At 67.6% G+C, this 23,018-nt stretch carries 20 protein-coding genes; 14 read left to right on the top strand and 6 right to left on the bottom strand.

Annotated features, from left to right (window positions below; translation table 11 throughout):
- Positions 1–13: 13 nt before the first annotated feature.
- The gene (gene pmbA, locus E5CHR_RS12680; protein ID WP_162580087.1) at positions 14–1,384 is read right to left on the bottom strand and encodes a metalloprotease PmbA; all 1,371 of its coding nucleotides are present in this window, start codon (positions 1,382–1,384) and stop codon (positions 14–16) included.
- Between the two features lie 66 nt (positions 1,385–1,450).
- Here pmbA and yjgA point away from each other — a divergent pair, with 66 nt between their 5' ends.
- Both yjgA and mog read left to right on the top strand, forming a co-directional pair.
- A complete protein-coding gene (yjgA, locus tag E5CHR_RS12675; RefSeq protein ID WP_162580085.1) occupies positions 1,451–2,107 on the top strand; it encodes a ribosome biogenesis factor YjgA in 657 nt (218 codons plus the stop codon).
- Positions 2,104–2,703 carry a molybdopterin adenylyltransferase gene (gene mog, locus E5CHR_RS12670; RefSeq protein WP_162580083.1) on the top strand — a complete coding sequence of 200 codons (600 nt, stop codon included), beginning with the start codon at positions 2,104–2,106 and terminating at the stop codon, positions 2,701–2,703. Before yjgA ends, mog begins: the two co-directional genes overlap by 4 nt.
- A gap of 12 nt (positions 2,704–2,715) precedes the next feature.
- Here the strand turns inward: mog and cysE are convergent, their stop codons facing one another.
- Both cysE and E5CHR_RS12660 read right to left on the bottom strand, forming a co-directional pair.
- The gene (cysE, locus tag E5CHR_RS12665; protein WP_162580081.1) at positions 2,716–3,489 is read right to left on the bottom strand and encodes a serine O-acetyltransferase; all 774 of its coding nucleotides are present in this window, start codon (positions 3,487–3,489) and stop codon (positions 2,716–2,718) included.
- A 36-nt stretch (positions 3,490–3,525) separates the two neighbouring features.
- Positions 3,526–4,290, bottom strand: coding sequence for an RNA methyltransferase (locus E5CHR_RS12660; RefSeq protein WP_162580079.1), 765 nt, complete (start codon positions 4,288–4,290; stop codon positions 3,526–3,528).
- 125 nt (positions 4,291–4,415) lie between these two features.
- On the opposite strand from E5CHR_RS12660, the gene E5CHR_RS12655 reads away from it, so the two are divergent.
- The 4 genes from E5CHR_RS12655 to E5CHR_RS12640 all read left to right on the top strand — a co-directional run bounded on the left by E5CHR_RS12655 (position 4,416) and on the right by E5CHR_RS12640 (position 10,006).
- The gene (locus tag E5CHR_RS12655) at positions 4,416–5,444 is read left to right on the top strand and encodes an inositol monophosphatase family protein (protein WP_162580077.1); all 1,029 of its coding nucleotides are present in this window, start codon (positions 4,416–4,418) and stop codon (positions 5,442–5,444) included.
- Complete coding sequence (locus E5CHR_RS12650; protein ID WP_162580075.1) at positions 5,444–7,678, top strand: FUSC family protein; 2,235 nt, start codon at positions 5,444–5,446, stop codon at positions 7,676–7,678. Before E5CHR_RS12655 ends, E5CHR_RS12650 begins: the two co-directional genes overlap by 1 nt.
- An 11-nt stretch (positions 7,679–7,689) precedes the next feature.
- Entirely contained in the window at positions 7,690–8,781 is a 1,092-nt protein-coding gene (locus E5CHR_RS12645) for a mechanosensitive ion channel family protein (RefSeq protein ID WP_443083071.1), read from the top strand.
- Positions 8,782–9,010: 229 nt separating this feature from the next.
- Entirely contained in the window at positions 9,011–10,006 is a 996-nt protein-coding gene (locus E5CHR_RS12640; protein ID WP_162580071.1) for a Bug family tripartite tricarboxylate transporter substrate binding protein, read from the top strand.
- A 19-nt stretch (positions 10,007–10,025) separates the two neighbouring features.
- Here E5CHR_RS12640 and E5CHR_RS12635 read toward each other — a convergent pair whose 3' ends face one another.
- A complete protein-coding gene (locus E5CHR_RS12635; RefSeq protein ID WP_162580069.1) occupies positions 10,026–10,523 on the bottom strand; it encodes a MarR family winged helix-turn-helix transcriptional regulator in 498 nt (165 codons plus the stop codon).
- A 136-nt stretch (positions 10,524–10,659) separates the two neighbouring features.
- Between E5CHR_RS12635 and E5CHR_RS12630 the strand changes: the two genes are divergently transcribed.
- From E5CHR_RS12630 to E5CHR_RS12600, 7 genes are all read left to right on the top strand, one after another.
- Positions 10,660–11,643 carry a Bug family tripartite tricarboxylate transporter substrate binding protein gene (locus E5CHR_RS12630; protein WP_162580067.1) on the top strand — a complete coding sequence of 328 codons (984 nt, stop codon included), beginning with the start codon at positions 10,660–10,662 and terminating at the stop codon, positions 11,641–11,643.
- Positions 11,644–11,651: 8 nt separating this feature from the next.
- Positions 11,652–12,620, top strand: a complete 969-nt coding sequence (locus E5CHR_RS12625; protein ID WP_162580065.1) for a Bug family tripartite tricarboxylate transporter substrate binding protein — start codon at positions 11,652–11,654, stop codon at positions 12,618–12,620.
- A gap of 23 nt (positions 12,621–12,643) precedes the next feature.
- Positions 12,644–13,960: a sulfatase family protein gene (locus E5CHR_RS12620; protein WP_162580063.1), complete on the top strand. Its 1,317-nt coding sequence runs from the start codon at positions 12,644–12,646 to the stop codon at positions 13,958–13,960.
- 183 nt (positions 13,961–14,143) lie between these two features.
- Positions 14,144–14,659 carry a hypothetical protein gene (locus tag E5CHR_RS12615; protein ID WP_162580061.1) on the top strand — a complete coding sequence of 172 codons (516 nt, stop codon included), beginning with the start codon at positions 14,144–14,146 and terminating at the stop codon, positions 14,657–14,659.
- Between the two features lie 108 nt (positions 14,660–14,767).
- Complete coding sequence (gene mutS / locus E5CHR_RS12610) at positions 14,768–17,404, top strand: DNA mismatch repair protein MutS (RefSeq protein WP_162580059.1); 2,637 nt, start codon at positions 14,768–14,770, stop codon at positions 17,402–17,404.
- Positions 17,405–17,407: 3 nt separating this feature from the next.
- A complete protein-coding gene (locus E5CHR_RS12605; RefSeq protein WP_162580057.1) occupies positions 17,408–18,256 on the top strand; it encodes a proteasome-type protease in 849 nt (282 codons plus the stop codon).
- A 376-nt stretch (positions 18,257–18,632) separates the two neighbouring features.
- Positions 18,633–19,136 (top strand): hypothetical protein, encoded by a 504-nt coding sequence (locus E5CHR_RS12600; protein WP_162580055.1) that lies wholly within the window; start codon positions 18,633–18,635, stop codon positions 19,134–19,136.
- An 889-nt stretch (positions 19,137–20,025) separates the two neighbouring features.
- Here E5CHR_RS12600 and E5CHR_RS12595 read toward each other — a convergent pair.
- Positions 20,026–20,208: a hypothetical protein gene (locus tag E5CHR_RS12595; RefSeq protein WP_162580053.1), complete on the bottom strand. Its 183-nt coding sequence runs from the start codon at positions 20,206–20,208 to the stop codon at positions 20,026–20,028.
- 71 nt (positions 20,209–20,279) lie between these two features.
- Here E5CHR_RS12595 and E5CHR_RS12590 point away from each other — a divergent pair, with 71 nt between their 5' ends.
- The gene (locus E5CHR_RS12590; RefSeq protein WP_162580051.1) at positions 20,280–22,115 is read left to right on the top strand and encodes a hypothetical protein; all 1,836 of its coding nucleotides are present in this window, start codon (positions 20,280–20,282) and stop codon (positions 22,113–22,115) included.
- A 68-nt stretch (positions 22,116–22,183) separates the two neighbouring features.
- On the opposite strand, the gene E5CHR_RS12585 is transcribed toward E5CHR_RS12590, so the two are convergent.
- Positions 22,184–23,008, bottom strand: a complete 825-nt coding sequence (locus tag E5CHR_RS12585; RefSeq protein WP_162580049.1) for an undecaprenyl-diphosphate phosphatase — start codon at positions 23,006–23,008, stop codon at positions 22,184–22,186.
- Positions 23,009–23,018 lie beyond the last annotated feature (10 nt).

Raw genomic sequence — 23,018 nt, 5'->3', positions numbered from 1 at the left:
CCCACGGCGCCGTCTAGCTGCCGGCCACCTTCATCCGGTTGACCAGCACCGAGCCCGTGGTCTTGGCGCCGTAGTTGTAGGCGTCGGCACCCACCGCCTCGATGCCCATGAGCATCGTCTTCAGGTTGCCGGCGATGGTGATCTCCTGCACAGGGAAGGCGATCTTCCCGTTCTCGACCCAGAAGCCGCTCGCGCCGCGCGAGTAGTCGCCCGTCACGTAATTGACGCCCTGCCCCATCAGCTCGATCACGAACAGGCCGGTGCCCAGCTTGGCGAGCATGGCGTCGAGGTCGTCGCTCTTCTTCGTCTTGCGCGAGCTCAGCGTGAGGTTGTGCGAACCGCCGGCATTGCCGGTGGTCTTCATGCCCAGCTTGCGCGCGGAGTAGGTGCTCAGGAAGTAGCCTTCGAGCCGGCCACCGTCCACCACCTTGCGCTTGCGAGTCGCCACCCCTTCGTCGTCGAAGGGCGAACTGCCCTTGCCGCGCGGGATGTGCGGGTCTTCCAGCACGTCGATGTGCGAGGGCAGCACCGGCTTGCCCAGCGAATCGAGCAGGAAGCTGCTCTTGCGGTAGAGGGCGCCGCCGCTGGTGGCCTGCACCAGGCCACCCAGCAACCCCGCGGCCAGGGGCGACTCGAACAGCACCGGACACTCGGTGGTCTTGATCTTGCGCGACTTCAAGCGGCTCAGAGCGCGCTCGGCGGCATAGCGCCCCACGGCCTCGGGACTCGCGAGTTCCTCGGCCGAGCGCATCGAGCTGTACCACGCATCGCGCTGCATGTCATTGCCCTTGCCCGCGATCGGCGCCACCGATATCGAATGCCGCGAGCTCGCATACCCGCCGCGGAACCCCCGGGTATGGGCACTGAAGAAATGGCTTTGCTGCGCCGAGACGCCGGCGCCTTCGCTGTTGGTGATGCGCTTGTCCGTCGACAAGGCCGCTGCCTCGCATTCCAGCGCCAATGCGGCGGCCTGCTCGCTGCTGACGTCCCAGGGATGGAACAGGTCCAGGTCGGGCTGCTCGGTCGCGATATCGGCCTCGTCGGGGAGGCCGCTGACCGGGTCCTCTGCCGTGAACCGCGCGATGTCGTAGGCGGCTTGCACCGTCTGCGCGATCGCCACATCCGAAAAATCGGAGGTGCTGGCATTGCCGCGGCGGTGGCCCACGTAGACCGTGACACCCAGCGACTTGTCGCGGTTGCGCTCGACGTTCTCGAGCTCGCCCTTGCGCACGGAGACGCTGAGGCCGCAGCCCTCGGAGGCCTCCGCGCCGGCGTCGGTGGCGCCGAGCTTCCTGGCATGCGCCAGGGCCGAGTCGACCAGGTTTTCGAAGAAGGAACGGCTGTAGGCGAAGCCGGAGTCGGCGCGCGAGGAAGAGGTGCTCATGTGGCGGCTATGATACTTGCGCCCCCCGTTCTCGACGCAGCGGCTTACGGCCCAACGATTGCCTCCATGTCCCGCAAACCCAAGAAAGGCTACTTCGTCCGCGGCACCTTTGTCGCCGAAGGCAGCGAACTCGACCTCGAGCTCAAACGCGAGCTCAAAGGCAGCGACGCAGCAAGCAAGACCGACCTCAAGCGCGAGAGCACCGAACTGCAGGCGCTGGGCGAAGCCCTGCTGGGCCTGCGCGCCGGCCTGTTCGACAAGCTCGAGCTTGGCGACAAGCTGCGCGACGCCATCGCCGAAGCCAAGCGCATCACCAACTTCGAGGGCAAGCGGCGCCAGATGCAGTTCATCGGCAAGCTGATGCGCGGCCTCGACACCGCGACGCTCGATGCCATCCGTGCAGCGCTCGACGAGCAGAACCGCGGCCCGGCGCAAGAAACCGCGATGCTGCACGAGGCCGAGCGCTGGCGTGACCGGCTGATCGCGGACGACGACGCGCTGGGCAACTGGATCGACACCCATCCGGGCACCGACGCGCAGCAGCTGCGCGCGCTGGTGCGACAGGCGCGCAAGGACCGCAAGGACGGCCCGCCCGGGGAGGCGCCGCGCCAGGGCAAGGCCTACCGCGAGCTGTTCCAGTTGCTGCGCGCCGAGCTTGAACCCCATGACGCCTCGGCCGATGCAGACGCAGCCGCCACGCAGGCGCGAGAGGAAGACGCATGACCCACAACCCCTACGACCCGGTGCGCATCGGCATCGTCTCGATCAGCGATCGCGCGTCGAGCGGCGTGTACGAGGACAAGGGCCTGCCCGCCCTGCAGGAATGGCTGCGGCGCGCGCTGCGCAATCCCATCGATTTCAAGCCCCGGCTGATCCCCGACGAGCAATCCGCCATCAGCGCCGCGCTGATCGAACTGGTCGACGCCGGCTGCTCGCTGGTGCTGACCACCGGCGGCACCGGTCCGGCCTTGCGCGACGTGACGCCCGAGGCCACGTTGGCCATCGCCCACAAGGAGATGCCGGGCTTCGGCGAACAGATGCGCCAGATCAGCCTGCGCTTCGTGCCGACGGCCATCCTGTCGCGGCAAGTGGCGGTGATCCGTGACAAGAGCCTGATCATCAACCTGCCGGGACAGCCGAAATCCATCGCCGAAACGCTGGAAGGGCTCAAGAACCCTGACGGCACGCAGGTGGTGCCCGGCATCTTCGCGGCGGTGCCCTACTGCATCGACCTGATCGGCGGCTCGTATCTTGAAACCGACGAGGCGGTCTGCAAGGCCTTCAGGCCGAAGTCGGCGATCCGTCCTTCACCGCCCTGAACTGCAAGACCGTCACTTGCCGACCAGTTCGTTCAGGTGCCGGGCCTCGAAGCATGCCTTGGTCGCCGCATCTGCCGGAACGCAATCCTTCTTCCCAGGCTGTGCAGACAAGGTCTCGATCGCCTGCCATAACAGCGCGATCTGCTGGTCTTGGTTTGACGCGGCGTCGATGAGGCTGCGCATGGCGAGCGACAGCGGATCGTCTTCCTGCGTGATCCCGTAGGCCTCGAACTTCCGGGCGCTGCCGTTCGATGCGCCACCGCTTGCCGTCTTGGCCGGGATGATGCGCGCAGGGATTCCTACTGCCGTCGCACCTGCGGGCACGGGCTTGATCACGACGGCGTTGCTTCCGATCTTGGCGCCGTCGCCGACTACGAAGCCGCCCAGCACCTTGGCGCCGGCGCTCACCACCACGTCCTTGCCCAGCGTCGGATGCCGCTTCGCGCCCTTGTAGAGCGAGGTGCCGCCCAAGGTGACGCCCTGGTAGATCGTGCAGCCGTCGCCGATCTCGGCCGTCTCGCCGACCACCACGCCCATTGCGTGATCGAAGAACACGCGATCGCCGATGACGGCGGCCGGATGGATTTCGATGCCGGTGAGCGAGCGCGACACATACGACACGAAGCGCCCCAACCATTTCAGCCCATGGCCCCAGCACCAATGCGCGACGCGATGCAGCACGAGGGCATGCAGGCCGGGGTAGAGGGTCAGCACTTCCCACCGGGAACGCGCCGCCGGATCGCGGTCGAGGATGCACTGGATGTCGGAGCGCAGTCGCGAGAACATGGGACGTTCTTGTTATGACGATATGGGCTGCGCAGTCTAAGGTCTCGGATCATCGCGCGCGGGCGATGGGGTCTTGTAGCTGCCGCCGGCGGAGGCATCGGCCATGGCCTTGGCGATGCCGCGCAGGATGTGGATCTCTTCCGGCGTGGGCTGCGCGCGGTTGAAGAGCTGCTGCAGCCGCGGCATCAGCTTCTTCGGCGCCTCGGGGTCCAGGAAGCCGATCTGCACCAGCGAGCGTTCCCAGTGCTCCAGCATGCCCGCCACGGCCCGCGCGTCCGCCGCCCGCACCGATGCGGCGGCCTCGCGCACGCCGAAGCCGCCCAGCGCCAGCCGCCATTCGTAGGCGATCACCTGGATCGCCGCGCCCAGGTTCAGCGACCCGAAGGACGGGTCGGTGGGAATGGTGAGCGCCACATGGCAGCGGTACACGTCCTCGTTGCGCATGCCGAAGCGCTCCGAACCGAAGAGGAAGGCCACGTGCTGCGCTTCTCCCTGCGCGAGGGCCACCAGGTGCTCGCGCGGCGTGCGCGTCGGCGGGCCGAAGTCGCGCGGCACCATCGCAGTCGCGCAGAGGTGGGTCACGCCATCGAGCGCCTCGTCCAGCGTATCGACGATGCGCGCCCGCTCCAGCACGTCGAGTGCGCCGCTCGCGCGCTGGATGGTTTCCTCGCGCCGCAGCACGTTGGCCCAGCGCGGGGCCACCAGCACGAGCTCGTCGAAGCCCATGGTCTTCATGGCGCGGGCAGCGGCGCCGACGTTGCCGGCATGGCTGGTCTGGATCAGGATGAAACGGGTGCGCATGGGGAAGGCAGAAGGGGTACGGGACGAAGGGCCGTGCCCAAGCCGGTAAAATCCACGATTCTCGCCGCCTGCATCGCCGGGCCGCCTCCACCAGGGCCCCCGCCCGCCGTTCTTCCCCCCATCCGATGCCGTCTCCCAACCTGCACCCCATGCTCAACGTGGCCGTCAAGGCCGCCCGCGCCGCCGGCGCCATCATCAATCGCGCCGCGCTCGACATCGAGGCGGTGCGCGTTTCGCAGAAGCAGGTCAACGACTTCGTGACCGAAGTCGATCACGCGAGCGAGCGGGCGGTCATCGAGACGCTGCTCGGCGCCTATCCGGGGCACGGCATCCTGGCCGAGGAATCGGGCACCGAGCACGGCGCCCGCGATTCCGACTACGTGTGGATCATCGACCCGCTGGACGGCACCACCAACTTCATCCACGGCTTTCCGGTCTATTGCGTTTCAATCGCGCTCGCAATCAAGGGCAAGGTCGAGCAGGCCGTCATCTACGACCCCACCCGCAACGACCTCTTCACAGCGACCCGTGGGCGCGGCGCCTACATGAACGAGCGCCGCATGCGCGTGAGCAAGCGCACCCGGCTCAACGAGTGCCTCATCTCGACCGGCTTCCCTTTTCGCACCGGCGACAATTTCAAGCAATACCTGGCCATCATGGCTGACCTGATGCCGCGCGCTGCCGGACTGCGCCGGCCCGGTTCGGCGGCGCTGGACCTCGCCTATGTCGCCGCCGGCTTCAGCGACGGCTTCTTCGAAACCGGGCTCAACATCTGGGACGTCGCGGCCGGCTCGCTGCTGGTCACGGAAGCGGGCGGACTGATCGGCAACTTCACCGGCGAACCCGACTTCCTCGATCAACGCGAATGCCTCGCCGGGGCGCCGAGGATCTACGGCCAACTGGTCCCGATCCTGGCCAAGTATTCGAAGTTCGCAAGCGTGGATGACAAGTTCGCCGCCAGCGAGCGCGCTCGCGAGGTGGACCCCGCCGCCGGCAGCGTCTATGCGCGAAGCACGGTGCCGAATGCAACGACCGATGCCGAAGCGGCAGCGGATACGCAACCCGCCGCCACGCCTGCGCCACGCAAGCTCACCCGCCTGCGCCGCGAAGAAAGCCCGGCTGCGCCGGCCCCTGGCGACGCCACCGCCGAGTGATGCAGGCGCAGCGCGCCGCCACCGAACGAGGCCGCGCCGCGCTGCGCGTGGCGCTCTCCCACTACATCGCCAACGGAATGTCGGTGGCCTTCGGGCTGCTGCTCATCTCGGGCGGCGTCCACCTGGTCCTGGGCAGCGCCGCTGCCGCTGCAGCTGGCGTGGGCGTGATCGTGACCGCCCCGCCCGACCTGCCCGGACCTCGGCGCGGCAAGTTCTGGCAGATGGTCCCCTCGCCGCTGATCGGGCTGCCGCTCTTTTTCTGCGTGCAATTGCTGCATTCGGCCCCCCTGCAACTTGGGCTGCTGCTGGTGCCGGCGACCTTCCTGGCCTTCGTGGCCATGGCCTGGGGCAAGCGCGGCATTCCGATCGCCATCGCTGTCATGTTCTCGATGATCTTTTCGATGGCAACGCCGGCACCCACCGGCATGCACGAGATCGTCGAACGCACGCTGCACTTCGGCCTCGGCGCGGCGCTCTACGTCATCTACGCGCTGCTCGCGAACCATGCGCTCAACGCCCGCTACCGCGTGCAGGCGATGGCGGATCTCCTGTTCTCGCTGGCCGCGCTGATGCGCACGGAGGCCCGCCAGTTCACGCCGCGGGACGAATCCGGCGACGTGCGGGAAGTGCCCGCACCGCTGCTGGGCCGGTTGCTGCGCGCGCAGGCGGCGCTGGCGGACCAGTTGCAGGCGACGCGCGACATCGTGCTCGAATCGCCCCGCACGCCGCGCCGGCAGCAGCTTGCGAGCATGCTGGTGACCGTGCTCGAACTGCGCGACATGCTGCTCGCCAGCGAGCTCGACCTCGACGCCCTCAAGGCGCACCCCCGCCATGCCGCCGCGCTGCGCGAGATGCAGCGCGTCCTCCGCGAACTGGCCGACGAGACGGTCGCGTTGGCCGACGCGCTGCTACTCGGCCGCCAGCCCGAGCCCGCGCCCGACCGCCGCCCGGAACTCGCAGCCATCCACCTCGAAGGCGATGCAGCTCAGCGGGCCACCGCCACCGCCGGACCCACGCCTGCAATGCTGGCGCGCGGCCTGGCCAGCCGCATCGGCCACATCAACGACGAGGTGCTGCGGCTGGTGAGCCTCGCGCGCGGCGAGCGCGAGCCCGACCTCACCATCGTGCGCGCGAACTGGCACATGTTCGTGAGCCCCACCGACTTGTCGCTGCGCCCCTTCCTCGCGCTGTGGCGATGGGACGCGCCCCCGCTGCGCCATGCGATCCGCGCCGCGCTCGCGGTCGCCGTCGGCTACACCATCGCCGTCATGCTGCCCTGGGGCTCGCACGACTACTGGATCCTGCTGACGATCGTCGTGGTGCTGCGCGGCAGCCTCTCGCAGACCCTCGAAAGGCGCAACAGCCGGGTGGCCGGCACGCTGCTGGGCTGCGTTTTCGCGGTGGCGATCCTGTCCGCCCATCCGTCCGCGCTCGGCTCACTGGTGGCGATGACCGCCGCGCAGGCCATCGCACACGGGTTCGCGGTCCGGCGCTACCTGATCACTTCCGTAGCGGCCACCGTCCTGGGGCTGTTGCAGGCGCACGCGCTCAACGTGGGTATGAGCCCCACCTTCGCATTGTTCGAGCGGGTGGCGGACACCTTGATCGGCGCCGGCGTGGCCTGGGCTTTCTGCTACGTGCTGCCCTCGTGGGAGCGCAGCCAGATCCCCTCGCTGGTCGCGCGCACGCTGACGGCGCAGGCGCGCCATGCGCGGCTCGCGCTCGGCCTCGGCCAGCTGCGCGCGGTGCAGACCAGCCCCGAGCTCGACTGGCGCCTGGCTCGCCGAGAAGCCTACGACAGCCTCTCGGCGCTGGTGCAGGCCACGCAGCGCTCGCTGTCGGAGCCGCGCGCAGTGCGCCCGCCGCTGGAGCCGCTGGAGCACCTGCAAGCGCACAGCTACCAGCTGCTGGCGCAGCTCAGCGCGGTGAAATCCATGCTGGTGCTGCGGCGCGACCGCCTCACCCCCGCCGAGATCGAGGCACCGCTGCAGCGCGCGGCCGCGCGCATCGAGGCCAATATCGGCAGCACGCCCACCACCGGCCCGGTCATGCCCGAGAGCGCCGCCGCCACCACGGTGGCCGAGCCCATTCCCTTGCCCGATCCCTTCGAGAACGACGTCAGCCCCTGGCTGCTGCGCAGGCTCGACATGGCGATCGGGATTTCGGCGCAGCTGCGCGACGACGCGGCGCGCATTCTTCAATCCCCCACGCTCGACATCCCCCACACCACCTGATGAACAAGGACATGATTTTCGCCCATCCGTGGTTCGGCCCCCTCCTGGCTGCGCTGATCGCCGTTCCGCTGGCACTGCTCGTCCATCGCGTCGGCGGCATGGTGCTGCGGCGCGTGATGCGCCATGCGCCCGTGGTGCACGCGACGCTCGTCAACATCCAGGTTCCGGCCCGCTTCCTGCTGCCGCTGGTCGCACTGCAGATGGTGTGGCAGGGCGCGCCGGACGACCTGCGCTTCATCGGCAGCGTGCGGCACCTCAACGGATTGCTGCTGATCGCCGCTGCCACCTGGCTTGCCATCCGCGCCGTCAACGGGATCGCGGACGGCGTGCTGTCCAAGCACCCCCACGACGTGGAAGACAACCTGCAGGCGCGCCGCGTGCTCACCCAGACCCGCGTTCTGGCGCGCAGCGCCGCCAGCGTGCTGCTGGTGGCGGGCGCTTCGCTGATGCTCATGACCTTCCCGGGCGCCCGGCAGGTCGGCGCCAGCCTGCTGGCCTCCGCGGGCGTGATCGGCATCGTGGCCGGCCTCGCTGCCAAGCCGGTCTTCAGCAACCTGATCGCCGGGCTGCAGATCGCGCTGGCGCAGCCGATCCGCATCGACGACGTGCTCGTGGTCGAGGGCGAATGGGGCCGCGTGGAGGAGATCACCGGCACCTTCGTCGTCCTGCGCATCTGGGACGACCGGCGCCTGATCCTGCCGCTGTCCTATTTCATCGAAAAGCCGTTCCAGAACTGGACGCGCAGCAGCTCGCAACTGCTGGGCTCGGTCTTCATCTACGCCGACTACGGCATGCCGCTGGTGCCGCTGCGCGAGGAGGTCGAGCGCATCGTGAAGGCGGCGCCCGAGTGGGACGGGCGCTTCTTCAACCTGCGCGTAACCGACGCCAGCGAGCGCACGATGCAGATCCGCGTGCTGTGCACCGCCGCGTCCTCGTCGCTGGCCTTCGACCTGCGCTGCACGGTGCGCGAGGGGCTGATCGCTTTCATGCAGCGCGAGTACCCGCAGTTCCTGCCCCGGCTTCGCGTCGAGGGTGACCCGCAACCGGAAGCGGAATCAGCGGCCTCTTTCGCCGCCAGGCCTGCGTCAGCCCGCGTGGGTTGAGCGGCGTGCTCGCCCGCGCAGCGCCACCAGGAAGGCATCCGGCAGCAGATGGGCGGCCATGTTCGGCAAGGCACCGACAGCTGCATGCAGCTGGTCGAGGTCTGGCTGGAAATATAACCATCCGGAACAGCAGGCAGAACAGCTTTCAGTTGTGCCGGAACGAATGCGCTCCTAGAGTCTCCGTGTCGCGCCCTTTGCCGTGTGCGCCCACGAATTCGGAGACAAACACATGACCCGCCCTGCATCTTTCGGCGCGACGCGCCGCCTCGGTCTTGCGGCCGCCTGCGCCGCTCTGGCCCTCGGGCTCGCAGGCCCGCAGACCCATGCGGAGACCGCCTACCCCGCCAGGCCGGTGAAGTTCGTCACCAATTTCCCGGCCGGCGGGCCGCTGGATATTCTCGGACGCGCGCTGTCCGAGGCACTGCAGAAGGACCTGAAACAGCCTTTCGTCGTCGACAACCGTCCCGGCGCGGGCGGCAACATCGGCGCCGACGTCGTGGCCAAGAGCCCGGCCGATGGCTACACGGTGCTGCTGTCCATCGACACCACCTTCACCATCAACCCGCACCTCTACGCCTCGATGCCCTTCACGGCGAAGGACCTGAAGCCGCTGATGATCTTCAGCTCCTCCGGCCTCACCTTCGGTGTCGCCACGTCGGTGGATGCGAAGACGCTGCCTGATCTCATCCGCCAGGGGAAGACGCAGCCCTTCACCTTCGGGTCGGCGGGCAATGGCAGCCCGGGCCACATCGCTGCCGAGATCTTCTCGAACGCGACCGGCGCGAAGATCACGCACGTGCCCTACAAGGGCAATGCCCCGGCCGTCATGGCCCTGCTGTCGGGCGAGGTGCAGGCCGGCATTCTCGCGACGCCCGGCCTGCTGCCGCACCTCCAGGCCGGCAAGCTGCACGCATTGGCCGTCACCGGCCGCCAGCGCTCGCCGATGCTGCCGCAGGTGGCGACCGTGGGCGAGCTGGGGCTCAAGGACCTGGAGTTCGAGGTGCTCTATCTCGCGATGGTTCCGGCGGCCACGCCCGAGCCGGTGATGCAGACCCTGCGCGGCGCCCTGCAGTCCGCGCTCGCCCTGCCGGAGCTCAAGACCCGCCTCGCGGGACTCGACATGGTGGCCCTGGGCGAGACCGGAGCTGCCGCGCAGCAGCGCCTGGATGGGAGCCGCGAGCGTTACGGGCGGATCGTCAAGGCCACGGGCATGAAGCTGGACTGAAAGCCGTGCGCACGCGGACTCAGCCGGTGCCGCGCCGGCCGCGGTCGGCCTTCGGCAGCACCGCCTGGGCGGCGAGCTGCTCGGCGCGGCCCTGCAGTTCGCGCAAGGCCTCGTCGAGGCAAGCCGCATGGCCGGCATCCAGCGTGGCCATCAGGTCGGCATTGATGCGGGTCACCAGCGGGTACAGCTCGTCGTACACCGCCTGTCCTCGCCCGGTGAGCTGCAGCAGCACCTGCCGGCGGTCGCCGGCCGGATGCGTGCGGGACAGCAGCCGTTTCTCGACCAGCGACCCCACCGCCTTGGAGGTCCGCGCCCGATCGAGCTGGGCATGTTCGGCCAGCTCCGAGGAGCTGAGCTCGCCGCGGCTGGCAAGCGTTGCGATCAGCCGCCATTCGCGCCGGGTGATGCCGAAGCGCCCTTCGCACAGGCGAATGACCATGCTGCCGGCGACGGACAGCAGGCGGGACAGGCGGTACAGCAGCAGCCCGTCCAGGGGTTGGCGCGCAAATTCGCTCATCTCGGGTTAGTCCGGGGAATGGTTGATTTGATCAATCAGGTGCCCCGACTCTAAATTCGATCGGTGCCGCCGTGCGCCCACTGCGCAACGAACAGCAGAGGAAGACCCGAAAGAGACAAAAACCGGAGACCACCTGATGCACCTCTTCACCCTTCATCGCCGCCGCGCGCTCTCGCTGCTGGGCGGTCTCGCCATCGGCTCGCTCGCGCATGCCCAGGCCTTCACGCCCGGACAGCCGATCAAGGTGCTGATCGGCGTGCCGGCCGGTGGCACGCAGGACGTGCTGACGCGCGCCATTGCGCACGAGGTGCGCGACACCCTCGGCCCGCTGATCATCGACAACCGCTCCGGCGCGGCCGGCCGCATCGCAGCCGAGGCGGTCAAGACCGCGGCACCCGACGGCCGCATGCTGCTGCTGGGCACGGCCAGCATGATGACCATGTTCCCCAGCGCCTACAGGCAGCTTTCGTACGACCCGGTGAAGGACTTCGTGCCGATCGTCAACGCCGCGCGCTTCGAACTGGCGCTGGTGATCCACAAGGACGTGCCGGCCGACACGCTGCCGGAATTCGTCGCCTGGGCCAAAGGCCAGGGCGACAAGCTGAGCTTCGCCTCGTACGGCGCCGGCACGCCTTCGCACTTCCTCGGGGAAATGCTCAACCGCGCAGCCGGGCTGAAGATGGTGCACGTCCCCTACCGAGGCTCCACCCCGGCGCGCCAGGATGTGATGGGCGGGACCGTGCCCGTCTACTTCGACACCGTGGGCGGTGCGCTCCAGTTGCAGGCCAGCGGCCGCGTGAAGGTGCTGGCGACCAGCGGCGACAAGCGCTCGCCATTGATGCCAAGCCTGCCCACTTTCGTCGAGGCTGGCTACAGGGACGTGGTGGCGGCGGCCTGGTTCGCCTACTACGCGCCGCGCGGCACGCCCCAGCCGATCGTCGACAAGCTGCGCGCCGAATTCACGCGCGCGGTGAACTCGCGCGAAGTGCGACAGCAGTTGCTGCAGAACGGCATGTACCCCGTAGGCGACGGACCCGAAGCGCTCCTGAAGACCATGCGCGAGGACACCTCGCGCTGGAGCGGCATCATGAAGGCCGTCAACTTCCAGGCCAACGAGTGAGACTCACCATGTTCCAGCAACTTCTGCGCCGCTTCGCCGGCACCCTCGCCCTCGCCGCACTGACGTCAAGCATGGCATTCGCCCAGTCTGCGGACGGCCCGCTGCGCATCGTCGTCGGCTACGCGCCGGGCGGCGCCACCGACCGGGTGGCTCGCATCGTCGGCGACAAGCTCCAGGCCAAGCTCGGGGTGCCGGTGGTCGTCGACAACAAGCCCGGCGCCGGCGGACGCCTGGCGGCCCAGCAGGTCAAGGCCACCCCTGCCGGGCAGAACGTGCTGATGCTCGCCAACCCCGCGGTGATGGTCGTCGCGCCGCTGGTCTTCAAGGACAACGGCTATGACGCCGAACGCGACTTCGTGCCTGTCTCGCATGTCAACGACTACGCGTTCGCGCTGTCGGTCTCGACCGCCGTGCCGGTGCGCGAACTGCCGCACCTGCTGGCCTGGATGCGGGCCAATCCCGACAAGGCCAACGTCGGCGTGCCGGCCACCGGCAGCCTGCCGCACTTCTTCGGCCTCATGGTCGGCGAGAAAGCGAAGGTGCAGACCCAGGTGATCGGCTATCGCGGCTCGGGCCCGTTGCTCACCGACCTGATCGGCGGCCAGGTACCGATCGCCGTCGATACGCTGGACGTGGTCATCCCGCAGCATCAGGCCGGCAAGGTGCGCATCCTGGCGATGTCGGGCGCGAAGCGTTCTCCTTTTGCGCCCGAGGTGCCGACGTTCAAGGAGGCGGGCCTCGACCTCGTGGCGCTCGGCTGGAACGCCTTCTTCGCGCCGGCGACCATGCCGCGGGAAAAGGTCGCACGCTTTTCGCAGGCGATCCGCGAGGTCATGCAGGACCCGGACACGACGCGGCGCTTCAAGGATTCGCTGATGACGCCGGTCGTCAGCACCCAGGAGCAGACTGCAGCCATGCTCAAGGCCTACCGGGCGCAATGGGCGCCGGTGGTCCAGAAATCCGGTTTCCAGCCCTGAGAAGGCACGGCCCTTCCACCTCCATGCAACGTCCCAACATCATCTTCATCGTCGCCGACGACCTCGGCTTTGCCGACCTTGGCTGCTATGGCGGGCGCGATGCGGCATTCGGCCCCGTGTCGCCGGTGCTCGATCGCCTCGCGGCCAAGGGCATCCGCTTCACGCAAGGCTATGCGAACTCGCCCGTGTGCTCGCCGACGCGCTTCGCGCTGATGACCGCGCGCTACCAGTACCGCCTTCGCGGCGCGGCCGAGGAACCGATCAACAGCAGGAGCCGCGGCAGCGCGACGCTGGGCCTGCCGCCGTCGCATCCGACCCTACCCTCGCTGCTGCGCGGCGCGGGCTACCGCACGGCGTTGATCGGCAAGTGGCACCTGGGGTTTCCGCCCGCGTTCGGGCCGCTGCGCTCGGGCTACGAGGAGTTCTTCGGGCCGATGTCGGGCGGCGTCGACTACTTCACGCACTGCGATTCTGCGGGGCGCCACGACCTGTGGGCCGGCGAGGAAGACAGGCACGAAGAAGGCTACCTCACCGACCTGCTCTCGCGCCGCGCGGTCGACTATGTCGAGCGCATGGCCGACGCGCAGGCGCCCTTCTTCCTGAGCCTGCACTACACGGCGCCGCACTGGCCTTGGGAAACACGCGAGGATGGCGGCCGCGCGCCAGCCGTGAAGAACAATCTCTTCGACCTGGCCGGCGGCAACATCCACGTCTACCGTCGCATGATCCATCACATGGACGAGGGCATCGGCTGGATCATGGCTGCGCTGGAGCGGCGGGGCATCGCCGACGACACGCTGGTCGTCTTCACCAGCGACAACGGAGGCGAGCGCTTCTCGGACAACTGGCCCCTGGTCGGCGGCAAGATGGACCTGACCGAGGGCGGCATCCGCGTGCCGTGGATCGCGCACTGGCCGGCCCTCATCCGCGCCGGCGGCGAAAGCGACCAGCACTGCATGACGATGGACTGGTCGGCCACCATGCTCGACGTCGGCGGCGCGCAGGCACCTTCGGAGTACCCCCTCGACGGCAAGTCGCTGCTGCCGGTGCTGCGCGACGCAACGGCCTGCTTCCATCGTCCACTGCACTGGCGCATGAACCACCGCGGCCAGCGCGCCCTGCGGGACGGCGACTGGAAGTACCTGCAGGTCGACGGCAACGAGTACCTGTTCAACATCCCGGCCGACGAGCGCGAGCGCGCCAACCAGGCCGAGCGCGAACCCGAGCGGCTGGCATCGATGCGCGCGGCATGGGACGCGTGGAACGCGAGCATGCCGCCCATTCCCGAAGATGCGACGGTGAGCCTGGGCTATTCGGCCAAGAACATGCCCCAGCGCTGAGGACCCGCCGCTTTACAGGGGCCGCACACGGCTCGATTTTTTATAAACGTGAACCGCTCACCGAACACTGGCCGAACGCGCTATGCCGCGCGGCCGTTTGACACCCCTTTCCCGGTCGACCAGAATTTCCGATCTAGCGCTGATTGAGTACTTAATGGCTATCGGATCGCAAAGGTTTCGGAGATGGACATCGGACTTGCCCAGTGGCGCTTCCTGCTCGCGCTGCTGACAGCGGCGCTGCTTCTGTTCGTGGTCATGTGGATTGCCTGGCACAAGCTTGGCGAGCGGCGCGAAGCCGAGCGCCGGATCGCTGCGGCGCGGGTGCGCTCCGGCCACGTGCCATTGGAAATTCCTACCGTGCGCGGCGGCCTGAACCCATCGCCCGATTCGATGCCCGACACGCTGCCCGGGTGGTTCATCCAGGGCAAGGGCGAACACGCGGTCGTCGACGAGCAACCGCGCATCCGCCTGCGCTACGTCGATCCGCACGGCCGCAAGGCGGAGTGCACGATGCAGGTCGAGCACCTGGACCTGCAGAAGAGGTTGGTTACCGGCCGTGGCGAACTGCCGGGCGAGACGTACCGCATCCCGCTGCACATGATCACCGGCGCGCGCATCGTGGAGTCGGGGCAGCGCTTCAACATCGACACGTGGGTGGATGCGGTGCGTGTCGCGCGCCGGCGGCGCGGACAGATCTGAGCCGCTGCGTCGATTGAAAACAACGGGCGTGCGCCACGAGGCGGACGCCCGTTTCCTTATGATGCGGGCCCAGCCGATTTCCCGGCCCCGCACCCATCCATCGCCTCGATGACTCTTTCCTCCACCGCACCGCATACGCCGATGATGGCCCAGTACCTGGCCCTCAAGGCGGACCATCCCGACACCCTGCTGTTCTACCGGATGGGCGATTTCTACGAGCTGTTCTACGCCGATGCCGAGAAGGCCGCGCGCCTGCTCGACATCACGCTCACGCAGCGTGGCCAATCGGCGGGGCAGCCGGTGGTGATGTGCGGGGTGCCCTTCCACTCGGTCGACACCTACCTCGCGCGGCTGATCAAGCTCGGCGAACCGGTGGCCATCTGCGAACAGGTCGGCGAGGTGGGGGCAGCGAAGGGTCCGGTCGAACGCAAGGTGGTGCGTGTGGTCACGCCAGGCACGCTGACCGATGCCGAGTTGCTGCAGGACAAGAGCGATTCGCTGCTGCTCGCCGTGCATGCGGGTTCACGCAATTTCTGCGGGCTGGCCTGGCTCAGCATCACCGGCGCCGAAATACGGCTGGCCGAATGCCCGGCCGATGCGCTGGAAGCCTGGATCGCGCGCATTGGCCCCAGCGAGCTGCTCTACAGCGCGGAGGTCACGCAGGGCTTCGAGCAGCGCCTGAAGGCGGCGCGCAACGGCGCGGCTTTTACGCTTTCGGTACGGCCGGCCTGGCAGTTCGACGGCGGCCTGGGCGAGCGCAAGCTGTGCGAGCAGATGGGCAGCAACAGCCTCGCTGCCTGGAGTGCGGAGTCGCTGGCCAATGCGCATGCAGCCGCGGCCGCGCTGCTGGGCTACGCCGAGCACACGCAGGGCCGCGCGCTGTCGCACGTGCAGCGGCTCTCAGTGGAGCGCGACGGCGAGCTGATCGAGCTGCCGCCCACCACGCGTCGCAACCTGGAGCTCGTACAGACATTGCGCGGCGAGGAATCGCCCACGCTGTTCTCGCTGCTCGACACCTGCATGACGGGCATGGGCAGCCGGCTGCTCAAGCGCTGGCTGCTGGCGCCGCGCCGCGACCGCAGCGAAGCGAAGGCGCGGCTGGAGGCCATCGCCGCGCTGCAAGCCGCGCCCTCGGGTGCACCCGCGGCCCCGTGGCGCGCGCTGCGTGATCGGCTCAAGAACACGAGCGACGTGGAGCGCATCGCCGCGCGCATTGCGCTGCGGCAGGTGCGCCCGCGAGAGCTTGTCGCGCTGCGCATGGCGCTGGCGAAGGCAGATGAACTCGCGCCGGCCCTGCCCGCCTCCTCGTCGCCGCTGCTTGCGCAGATGGCCGGGCAACTGGCGCCGCCGCCCGGCTGCGTCGAGCTGCTGGTCGCGGCCATTCACCCCGAGCCTTCGGCCCTGGTGCGCGACGGAGGCGTCATCGCCACCGGCCACGATGCCGAGCTCGACGAGCTGCGCGCCATCAGCGAGAACAGCGACGCCTACCTGCTGCAGCTCGAAGCCAGCGAGCGCGAGCGCACGGGCATTTCCAATCTGCGCGTGCAGTTCAACCGCGTGCACGGCTTCTACATCGAGGTCACGCAGAGCGCGCTGAGCAAGGTGCCTGACAACTACCGCCGCCGCCAGACCTTGAAGAACGCCGAGCGCTTCATCACCCCCGAGCTCAAGGCTTTCGAGGACAAGGCCCTGTCGGCGCAAGACCGCGCCCTGGCTCGCGAGAAGTGGCTCTACGAGCAGTTGCTCGATGCATTGCAGCCCTCGGTCGCGGCGCTCACGCGGTTGGCGGGCGCACTGGCCTCCCTCGATGCGCTGTGCGCACTGGCCGAGCGCTCGCACACGCTGCACTGGCGCCAGCCTTCTTTCGTGGCCCATCCCTGCATCGAGATCGAGAAGGGTCGCCACCCTGTCGTCGAAGCACGGCTGGCTGAAAAATCATCGGGCGCGTTTATTGCGAACGACACGCGCATGGGCCCCCAACAACGCCTGCAGGTGATTACCGGCCCCAACATGGGCGGCAAGTCCACCTATATGCGGCAGGTTGCGATCATCGTGTTGCTCGCCTCCATCGGCTCGCACGTTCCGGCCGATGCCTGCCGGCTGGGGCCCATCGACGCCATCCACACGCGTATCGGCGCGGCCGACGACCTTGCCAACGCGCAATCGACCTTCATGCTGGAAATGACCGAGGCGGCGCAGATCCTGCATGGCGCCACCGCCCATTCGCTGGTGCTGATGGACGAGATCGGCCGCGGCACCAGCACCTTCGACGGGCTGGCGCTGGCGGCGGGCATCGCGGCGCAGCTGCACGACCGCACACGCGCCTTTACGCTCTTTGCGACGCACTACTTCGAACTCACCGAGTTCCCAGCCACGCACCATGGCGCGGTCAACATGCATGTGAGCGCCACCGAGGCCGGGCGCGACATCGTGTTCCTGCATGAGATGCAGCCGGGGCCGGCCAGCAAGAGCTACGGCATCCAGGTTGCGCGTTTGGCCGGCATGCCGGCCGCAGTGGTCAACCATGCGCGCCAGGCACTCGAAGCCCTGGAGGCCCAGCAGCTGCAGGCCCGTGCCCAGGTCGATCTCTTCGCGCCGCCGCCAGCCGCGGAAACGCCACGGGCGAGCGCCGTAGAATCCGCGCTGACGGCGCTCGACCCCGACACGCTGAGCCCGCGCGAGGCGCTCGAAGCAATCTACACACTCAAGAAGCTCCACGCGCGCGAGCACGGCCAGAGCCTGTAACACATGACGTACTGCGTAGGCATCAAACTCAACGCCGGCCTGGTGTTCCTCTCCGACTCGCGCACCAACGCGGGCGTGGACCACATCAGCACCTTTCGAAAGATGATCGTCTACGAGCAGCCGGGCGACCGGGTCATGGTGCTGCTGTCGGCCGGCAACCTGAGCATCTCGCAGTCGGTCCGCGAGATCCTGCAGATCGAGGAATTGCGCGAAACACGTGAAATGGGCGACGACGGCGACGACGGCCCGCCCATCACCATCTGGAACGCGAAGAGCATGTTCGACGCCGCACGCGTGCTGGGCTCGGCGGTGCGCCATGTCTACGACCGCGATGCCGAGGCGCTCAAGCACGCTGGCCTGGAGTTCAACGTCACCTTCATCTTCGGCGGCCAGGTCAAGGGCGAGGGCATGCGTCTGTTCTTGGTCTACGCGGCCGGCAATTTCATCGAGGCCACCACCGAGACACCCTATTTCCAGGTCGGCGAGTCCAAATACGGCAAGCCCGTGCTCGACCGCGTGCTGACACCCGACACGCCGCTGGACGAAGCTGCCAAGTGTGCACTGGTCTCGATGGACTCCACCATGAAGTCCAATCTATCGGTTGGCCTGCCATTGGACCTGGTCGTGTATGAGGCCAACCGCCTCCAGACCGACAAGGTCGTCTGCATCGACACCGACAACCCGTACTACCGCATGGTCCACAACAGCTGGGGCCAGAAGCTGCGCGAAGTGTTCGACAGCATCGAGGACCCGGTCTGGGACGACACCTACGCCGAGCATCCCCTCAAGATGCCGGCCACACGCCACAGCCCGCTGCGAAAGATCTCGACGCCCGAGGAAAAACTCATCTGAGCGCCTGACGCTTCGGGCGCGATCGCCCCGCGCTCTCCGCGCCCGCCCCTGACAAAAGGATTAATCCGCCACGGATCAATCCGAGCGGGCCAACCGGCTCAACCGTCGACGTACACCTGGCATCGTCGACAGCACGGCGCCGGGCATGCAATCCGGTCATTGTTAACGGATCGCATCCCTCGACGCGAGCGGATGGCCGGACCCGGGCCACGCCCCCCTTCCATGCCGTGAGCCACCGCGCAACTGCGCCGTGGCTCCTCCGGGCCTATCGACCCGCCCGGCAAAAAGGAACACTGGATTCAAGCCACTGATCGAGCGAGACCGATCCCGGTGGCCAGATTCCAGAGGTGTCTCGCGCCAGTCCAGGAGCTTCTCCGTGACAAGCACATTTCTCGAGACCGAACTCATGCACCGCGCACTGCACGAGATCGACCAGTTGCTCTCCGCACTCCAGACCACCGCCACGGCACATCATTGCCTGCCGCGCGACGAGTTCTCCGCAGCACCTTTCGAGCGGCCGGGCGCCGAGCAGGAAGCAACGCCGTCCGCCGTGTACTTCTGCCTGGCCTCCGCCAGTGCACTGCTGGAAGTGAGCCGCTCCTTGCTGGGTCATCTGGAAGTGCTTCCTTCCAACACCCGTCCATCGAACTGGAGCCAGCTGAGCGCGGCGTCGAAGGCAGCGGGCCAGTCGGCCTTCCTGGCTTCCGTGATGCTGGCCGCGCCTCAGTCTGGCAGAGCCGCGACCACCTCGCGCGACGAAATGTGGGCGCCCACCCAGGCCGGCCGGCCTTCTTCGATCGCAGTGCGCCCCCAAAGCGCCTCGGTCGGCATGCGCTTCAAGAGCAGGCTACGGAGCCTGATCGACGCCGTCGCTGTCTAGCAGCTGTTCAACGATCGAGTCCAACAGGCAAGCGAGAAGGGACGCGACACATGACGCTCTCTTGAACGGCCGGGCTGCCGCCGTGATCGCTGGATTCGATCCGCAGCCACCACCTCCGACCACGCACTAGCAACAGGGGAAAGCGCGCCCACCGTGCTGCCCCTGTAGCCGCTCGCCCCGGCGAGCCCTTCCCCGATTTCTTCGCCAAGTTCTTTGCGCCTTTCCAGTGCGCAGGGGGACTTCTTTTTTCTCAGTTTCGAACCAATGAGGAGACTCAGTGTGAGCAAGATCGAAAAACGCGCCCTTCTGCTTTGCGTTGCGGCAGCAAGTGCGCTCGCGGGCTGCGGAGGCGGAGGAAGCGGCGCAGGCGGCAGCTTTGCCTCCCCTCAAGGCACGGATGCGACGCCTTCTTCGGCGGCCGCCTCCACAGCCGAGCCCGCCGCGGGCAAAGAGCCAGAGCTGATCAGCAAGCTCGACTCGAGCTGGGTCAAGGTCGCCAATGAAGGCCAGACGTTCAACCTGGCCGCCGCGACGGTGGTGCAGTACGGCGCGAAGTCAGCATGGACGAGCAAGCAGCTCTCCGGCAGCGTTGTGTGCAGCAATGCGACTTTCGACCGCGACCCGCTGGAATACGTCGCGAAGGCATGCTATGTGCAGAACTCGACTGCTCCTGCTCCTGCTCCTGCTCCTGCTCCTGCTCCTGCTCCTGCTCCTGCTCCTGCTCCGGCCGCCGCGCCCGCTGCAGGAACTGTGCTGGCCGAGGAAGGTTCTTCGTTCACGGTGCCCGCACCCACCCTTGTGAAGTACGGCGCCGATTCGCGCTGGATCAGCAAGTCAGTCACTGGAACAGCCGCTTGCACCAACACGTTCTTTGGTGGCGACCCTGCGTTCATGACTGCAAAATCATGCGTATCGGCCGGTCCAGCGCCTGCGCCCATAACTGCACCTGCACCTGCACCAGCACCTGCACCCGCACCTGCTCCTGCTCCTGCTCCTGCTCCTGCTCCTGCTCCTGCTCCCGCTCCTGCACCAGCACCAGCACCAGCGCCGGCACCTGCTCCCGCCCCGGCACCAGCTCCAGCTCCAGCTCCGTCCCCAGGCAGCGCGGCCGCCGGCGACATCGTCGACAGCGCCGGAACCGTGGTGCCCAGCGCCTACGCGGCGATGGCCTACAAGTTCAACTCCGACGTGGGCGTCACCTACAAGTACGGAGCGCCCGCCAGCAAGAGCGGCGTGCAGACATTGCCCGAGCGCGCGGACGTCGGCGTGATGAGCGGCATCGGCTCGGTCTACCAACTGGGCCGCGAGGACTCCACGAACAACATGTACGTGTCGATCCACGCTGCCACCATCGGCGTGCCGACCGCAGGCCAGAGCGTGGAGAACTCGGTCGTCTGGCTCCAGAACTCGGCGACCGACCGCCGGACCTTCCAGCAGCGCCCGCAGGTGCTGTGGCAGCAAGGCCGGCTGCTGCCGACCTCGATCGACGACTACCTGGCCGGGGGGGTTCTGGCGAAGAACGACCCGGCCGACCTGCCAGTGGCCGAGCACCGTGGCGAGAACGCCGCGGACAGCCCCTCTACGCGCCTATCGCTGGTTGCCACGCAGGGAAGCCCGACAAAGCCGGCAAGCCTCTACACGGTGGGCACCCTGACCGCGCAAAACCGCGCCTCCACGAAGTTCAAGGTCGGCTTTGTGCCGACTGCGATCGCCGTCACCGGCGGCGGCGAGTTCGCGCTGGTGTCCGGCTGGGACGTGCCGAACACCAAGGGCCAGGTGGCCGTCGTCTCCCTCGGCTCGGCCCCGCAGGGCTGGCAGCCGGGACAGGCGCGCTACGACTGGTGGCACGGCTGGATGGACATGATGCACCCGGGCTTCCCCGACCAAGGCAATTACGTGTTCATGAAGGTCATCGGCTACGTGGATCTGCCCACTGACGTCAAGGCGCCCACGGGCATCGCCGCCACCACCGGCGTCCACCCGTACACCTCGATGCTGAAGTACGACGCTTCCGGACAGATCTCCAACTTCCAGCTGCTCGACTCGCCGATGGCAAACAACCGGGCCAAGCTGCTGCCGGGGGGCGAGGACTACGAACGCTATGCCAAGGGCGGCGCGGTCGTGGTGGTCTCCAAGAGCGAAAAGAAGGCGGTGTTCATCGATCTCGGGCCATTGTTCAAGTACACCAACGACATGTACCTGGGGAGCGCCGCCTCGAATCTGGAAACGCAGAATGTCGGCCTGGCCGCCACCCAGTGGCCGTACCTGCTGGCGGACAAGCCGCAGGCCATGCCCGTCGTGGTGAAGACCGAGACACTGGCCCAGCGCCCGACGGCGGTGTGGACGACGGCCACGCGCAGCTACTGGAGCAAGGACGAACAGCAGCGCATCGACGCCTACCCGTTCTGGAGTCCCAACCCGCAATATGCTCGCGCCGCCATTGCGACGGAGGGGGGTAACCTGCAGCTCTACTCCCTCGGCCGCTACGCCGCTGGCGTGAAGCCGACGACGCCTGCCTCGACGGATATCCAGCAGGCGGGCACCGTCTACGGCTTGGGCACCAACATCACGTACCTGGCCGCGGCCAAGGACTACTCGGGGGTGTCGGACCCGATCAACGACTTGATCCTGTTCACCGACCGGGCCAACCGGAAGTGGGGCTGGGTCAAGATCGCGAACACCAGTGACACGGCGTCCACCGGCAGCGTGATTCGCACCATGGAAGACTCTCGAGTGGACCCGATCATGGTGACGATGGCCGACAACTACTCGACCAAGGGCGACGTCCTGACGGTGGCCGACTACTCGGGGGGCAGCATCGCCAACTACCGCTTCGGCGACGTGATCTACCCTGATGCGAGCAGCGGCTTCTGCACCACCGCTGGTGCCTGCCCCACGCTGAACGGCACTGGCGAGTTCGCGGGCAAGCTGGCCCTGCCGTTCAGGCCCGTCTCTGTACACAGCTCGAACGTGCCCTAAAGCGCTGAGCTCATCGCCCGGTCCAAGGCCCCAGCTTTTGCTGGGGCTTTTTTTTGCGCGTTAGTCCATCAGTCAGCCCAGACGACCGCACCGCTCCATGCGGTCGCAAGCACCACGATGCCGAAGGCGATGCGATACCAGGCGAAGGGCACGAAGCTGTGGCTGCTGATGTACTTCAGCAGCCAGCGCACGCAAAGCCAGGCGCTGGCGAAGGAGAAGACCAGGCCGACCGCGAACATGGGCAGATCTGCCACCGACAGCAGCGCTCGCTCTTTGTAAAGGCTGTAGGCACCCGCGCCGATCAGCGTCGGGATCGCCAGAAAGAAGGAGAAGTCCGTTGCCGCCTTGCGCGACAGACCCAACAGCATGCCGCCGATGATGGTGGCGCCGCTGCGGCTGGTGCCCGGGATCATCGCGAAGCACTGCACCAGTCCGACCTTGAGCGCATCCCAGGGCGTCATGTCGTCCACGTGCTCGACCCGTACCGAGCCGGGCGGGCGCTTTTCGGCCCAGAGGATGATGAAGCCGCCGATGATGAAGGTGCTGGCGACCACCACCGCGGTAAACAAGTGCGCCTTGATCAGCTTGCCGAACAAAAGCCCGAGCACCACGGCCGGCAGGAAGCCGATCAGCACGTTGAGCACCAGGCGCTGCGCCTTGTGCTGGCGCGGCAGCGCCACGAGAGTGGAATGGATCTTCTGCCAGTAGACGATGATGACGGCGAGGATCGCACCGGTCTGGATCGCGATGTCGAAGACCTTGGCCTTCTCGTCGTCGAAGCCCAGCAGCGAACCGGCGAGGATCAGGTGTCCGGTCGACGAGATGGGCAGGAACTCGGTCAGTCCCTCGACGATGCCCATGATGGCGGCCTTGGCCAGCAAAACGATATCCACGCGCGCTCCT

This window comes from Variovorax sp. PBS-H4, assembly GCF_901827205.1.
In the GTDB taxonomy this organism is placed as follows: Bacteria; Pseudomonadota; Gammaproteobacteria; order Burkholderiales; family Burkholderiaceae_C; genus Variovorax.
Note: the sequence above shows the minus strand (reverse complement) of the source record. Positions and strands in the feature narration are given on the sequence as shown.

Excerpts from the sequence above, each read along its gene's own strand:
- E5CHR_RS12605 (WP_162580057.1), top strand. The coding sequence starts at position 17,408 with ATGACGTACTGCGTAGGCATCAAACTCAACGCCGGCCTGGTGTTCCTC.
- E5CHR_RS12660 (WP_162580079.1), bottom strand. The coding sequence starts at position 4,290 with ATGCGCACCCGTTTCATCCTGATCCAGACCAGCCATGCCGGCAACGTC.
- E5CHR_RS12620 (WP_162580063.1), top strand. The coding sequence starts at position 12,644 with ATGCAACGTCCCAACATCATCTTCATCGTCGCCGACGACCTCGGCTTT.
- pmbA (WP_162580087.1), bottom strand. The coding sequence starts at position 1,384 with ATGAGCACCTCTTCCTCGCGCGCCGACTCCGGCTTCGCCTACAGCCGT.
- yjgA (WP_162580085.1), top strand. The coding sequence starts at position 1,451 with ATGTCCCGCAAACCCAAGAAAGGCTACTTCGTCCGCGGCACCTTTGTC.
- E5CHR_RS12640 (WP_162580071.1), top strand. The coding sequence starts at position 9,011 with ATGACCCGCCCTGCATCTTTCGGCGCGACGCGCCGCCTCGGTCTTGCG.
- mutS (WP_162580059.1), top strand. The coding sequence starts at position 14,768 with ATGACTCTTTCCTCCACCGCACCGCATACGCCGATGATGGCCCAGTAC.
- cysE (WP_162580081.1), bottom strand. The coding sequence starts at position 3,489 with ATGTTCTCGCGACTGCGCTCCGACATCCAGTGCATCCTCGACCGCGAT.
- mog (WP_162580083.1), top strand. The coding sequence starts at position 2,104 with ATGACCCACAACCCCTACGACCCGGTGCGCATCGGCATCGTCTCGATC.
- E5CHR_RS12625 (WP_162580065.1), top strand. The coding sequence starts at position 11,652 with ATGTTCCAGCAACTTCTGCGCCGCTTCGCCGGCACCCTCGCCCTCGCC.
- E5CHR_RS12645 (WP_443083071.1), top strand. The coding sequence starts at position 7,690 with ATGATTTTCGCCCATCCGTGGTTCGGCCCCCTCCTGGCTGCGCTGATC.
- E5CHR_RS12630 (WP_162580067.1), top strand. The coding sequence starts at position 10,660 with ATGCACCTCTTCACCCTTCATCGCCGCCGCGCGCTCTCGCTGCTGGGC.
- E5CHR_RS12655 (WP_162580077.1), top strand. The coding sequence starts at position 4,416 with ATGCCGTCTCCCAACCTGCACCCCATGCTCAACGTGGCCGTCAAGGCC.
- E5CHR_RS12650 (WP_162580075.1), top strand. The coding sequence starts at position 5,444 with ATGCAGGCGCAGCGCGCCGCCACCGAACGAGGCCGCGCCGCGCTGCGC.
- E5CHR_RS12615 (WP_162580061.1), top strand. The coding sequence starts at position 14,144 with ATGGACATCGGACTTGCCCAGTGGCGCTTCCTGCTCGCGCTGCTGACA.
- E5CHR_RS12635 (WP_162580069.1), bottom strand. The coding sequence starts at position 10,523 with ATGAGCGAATTTGCGCGCCAACCCCTGGACGGGCTGCTGCTGTACCGC.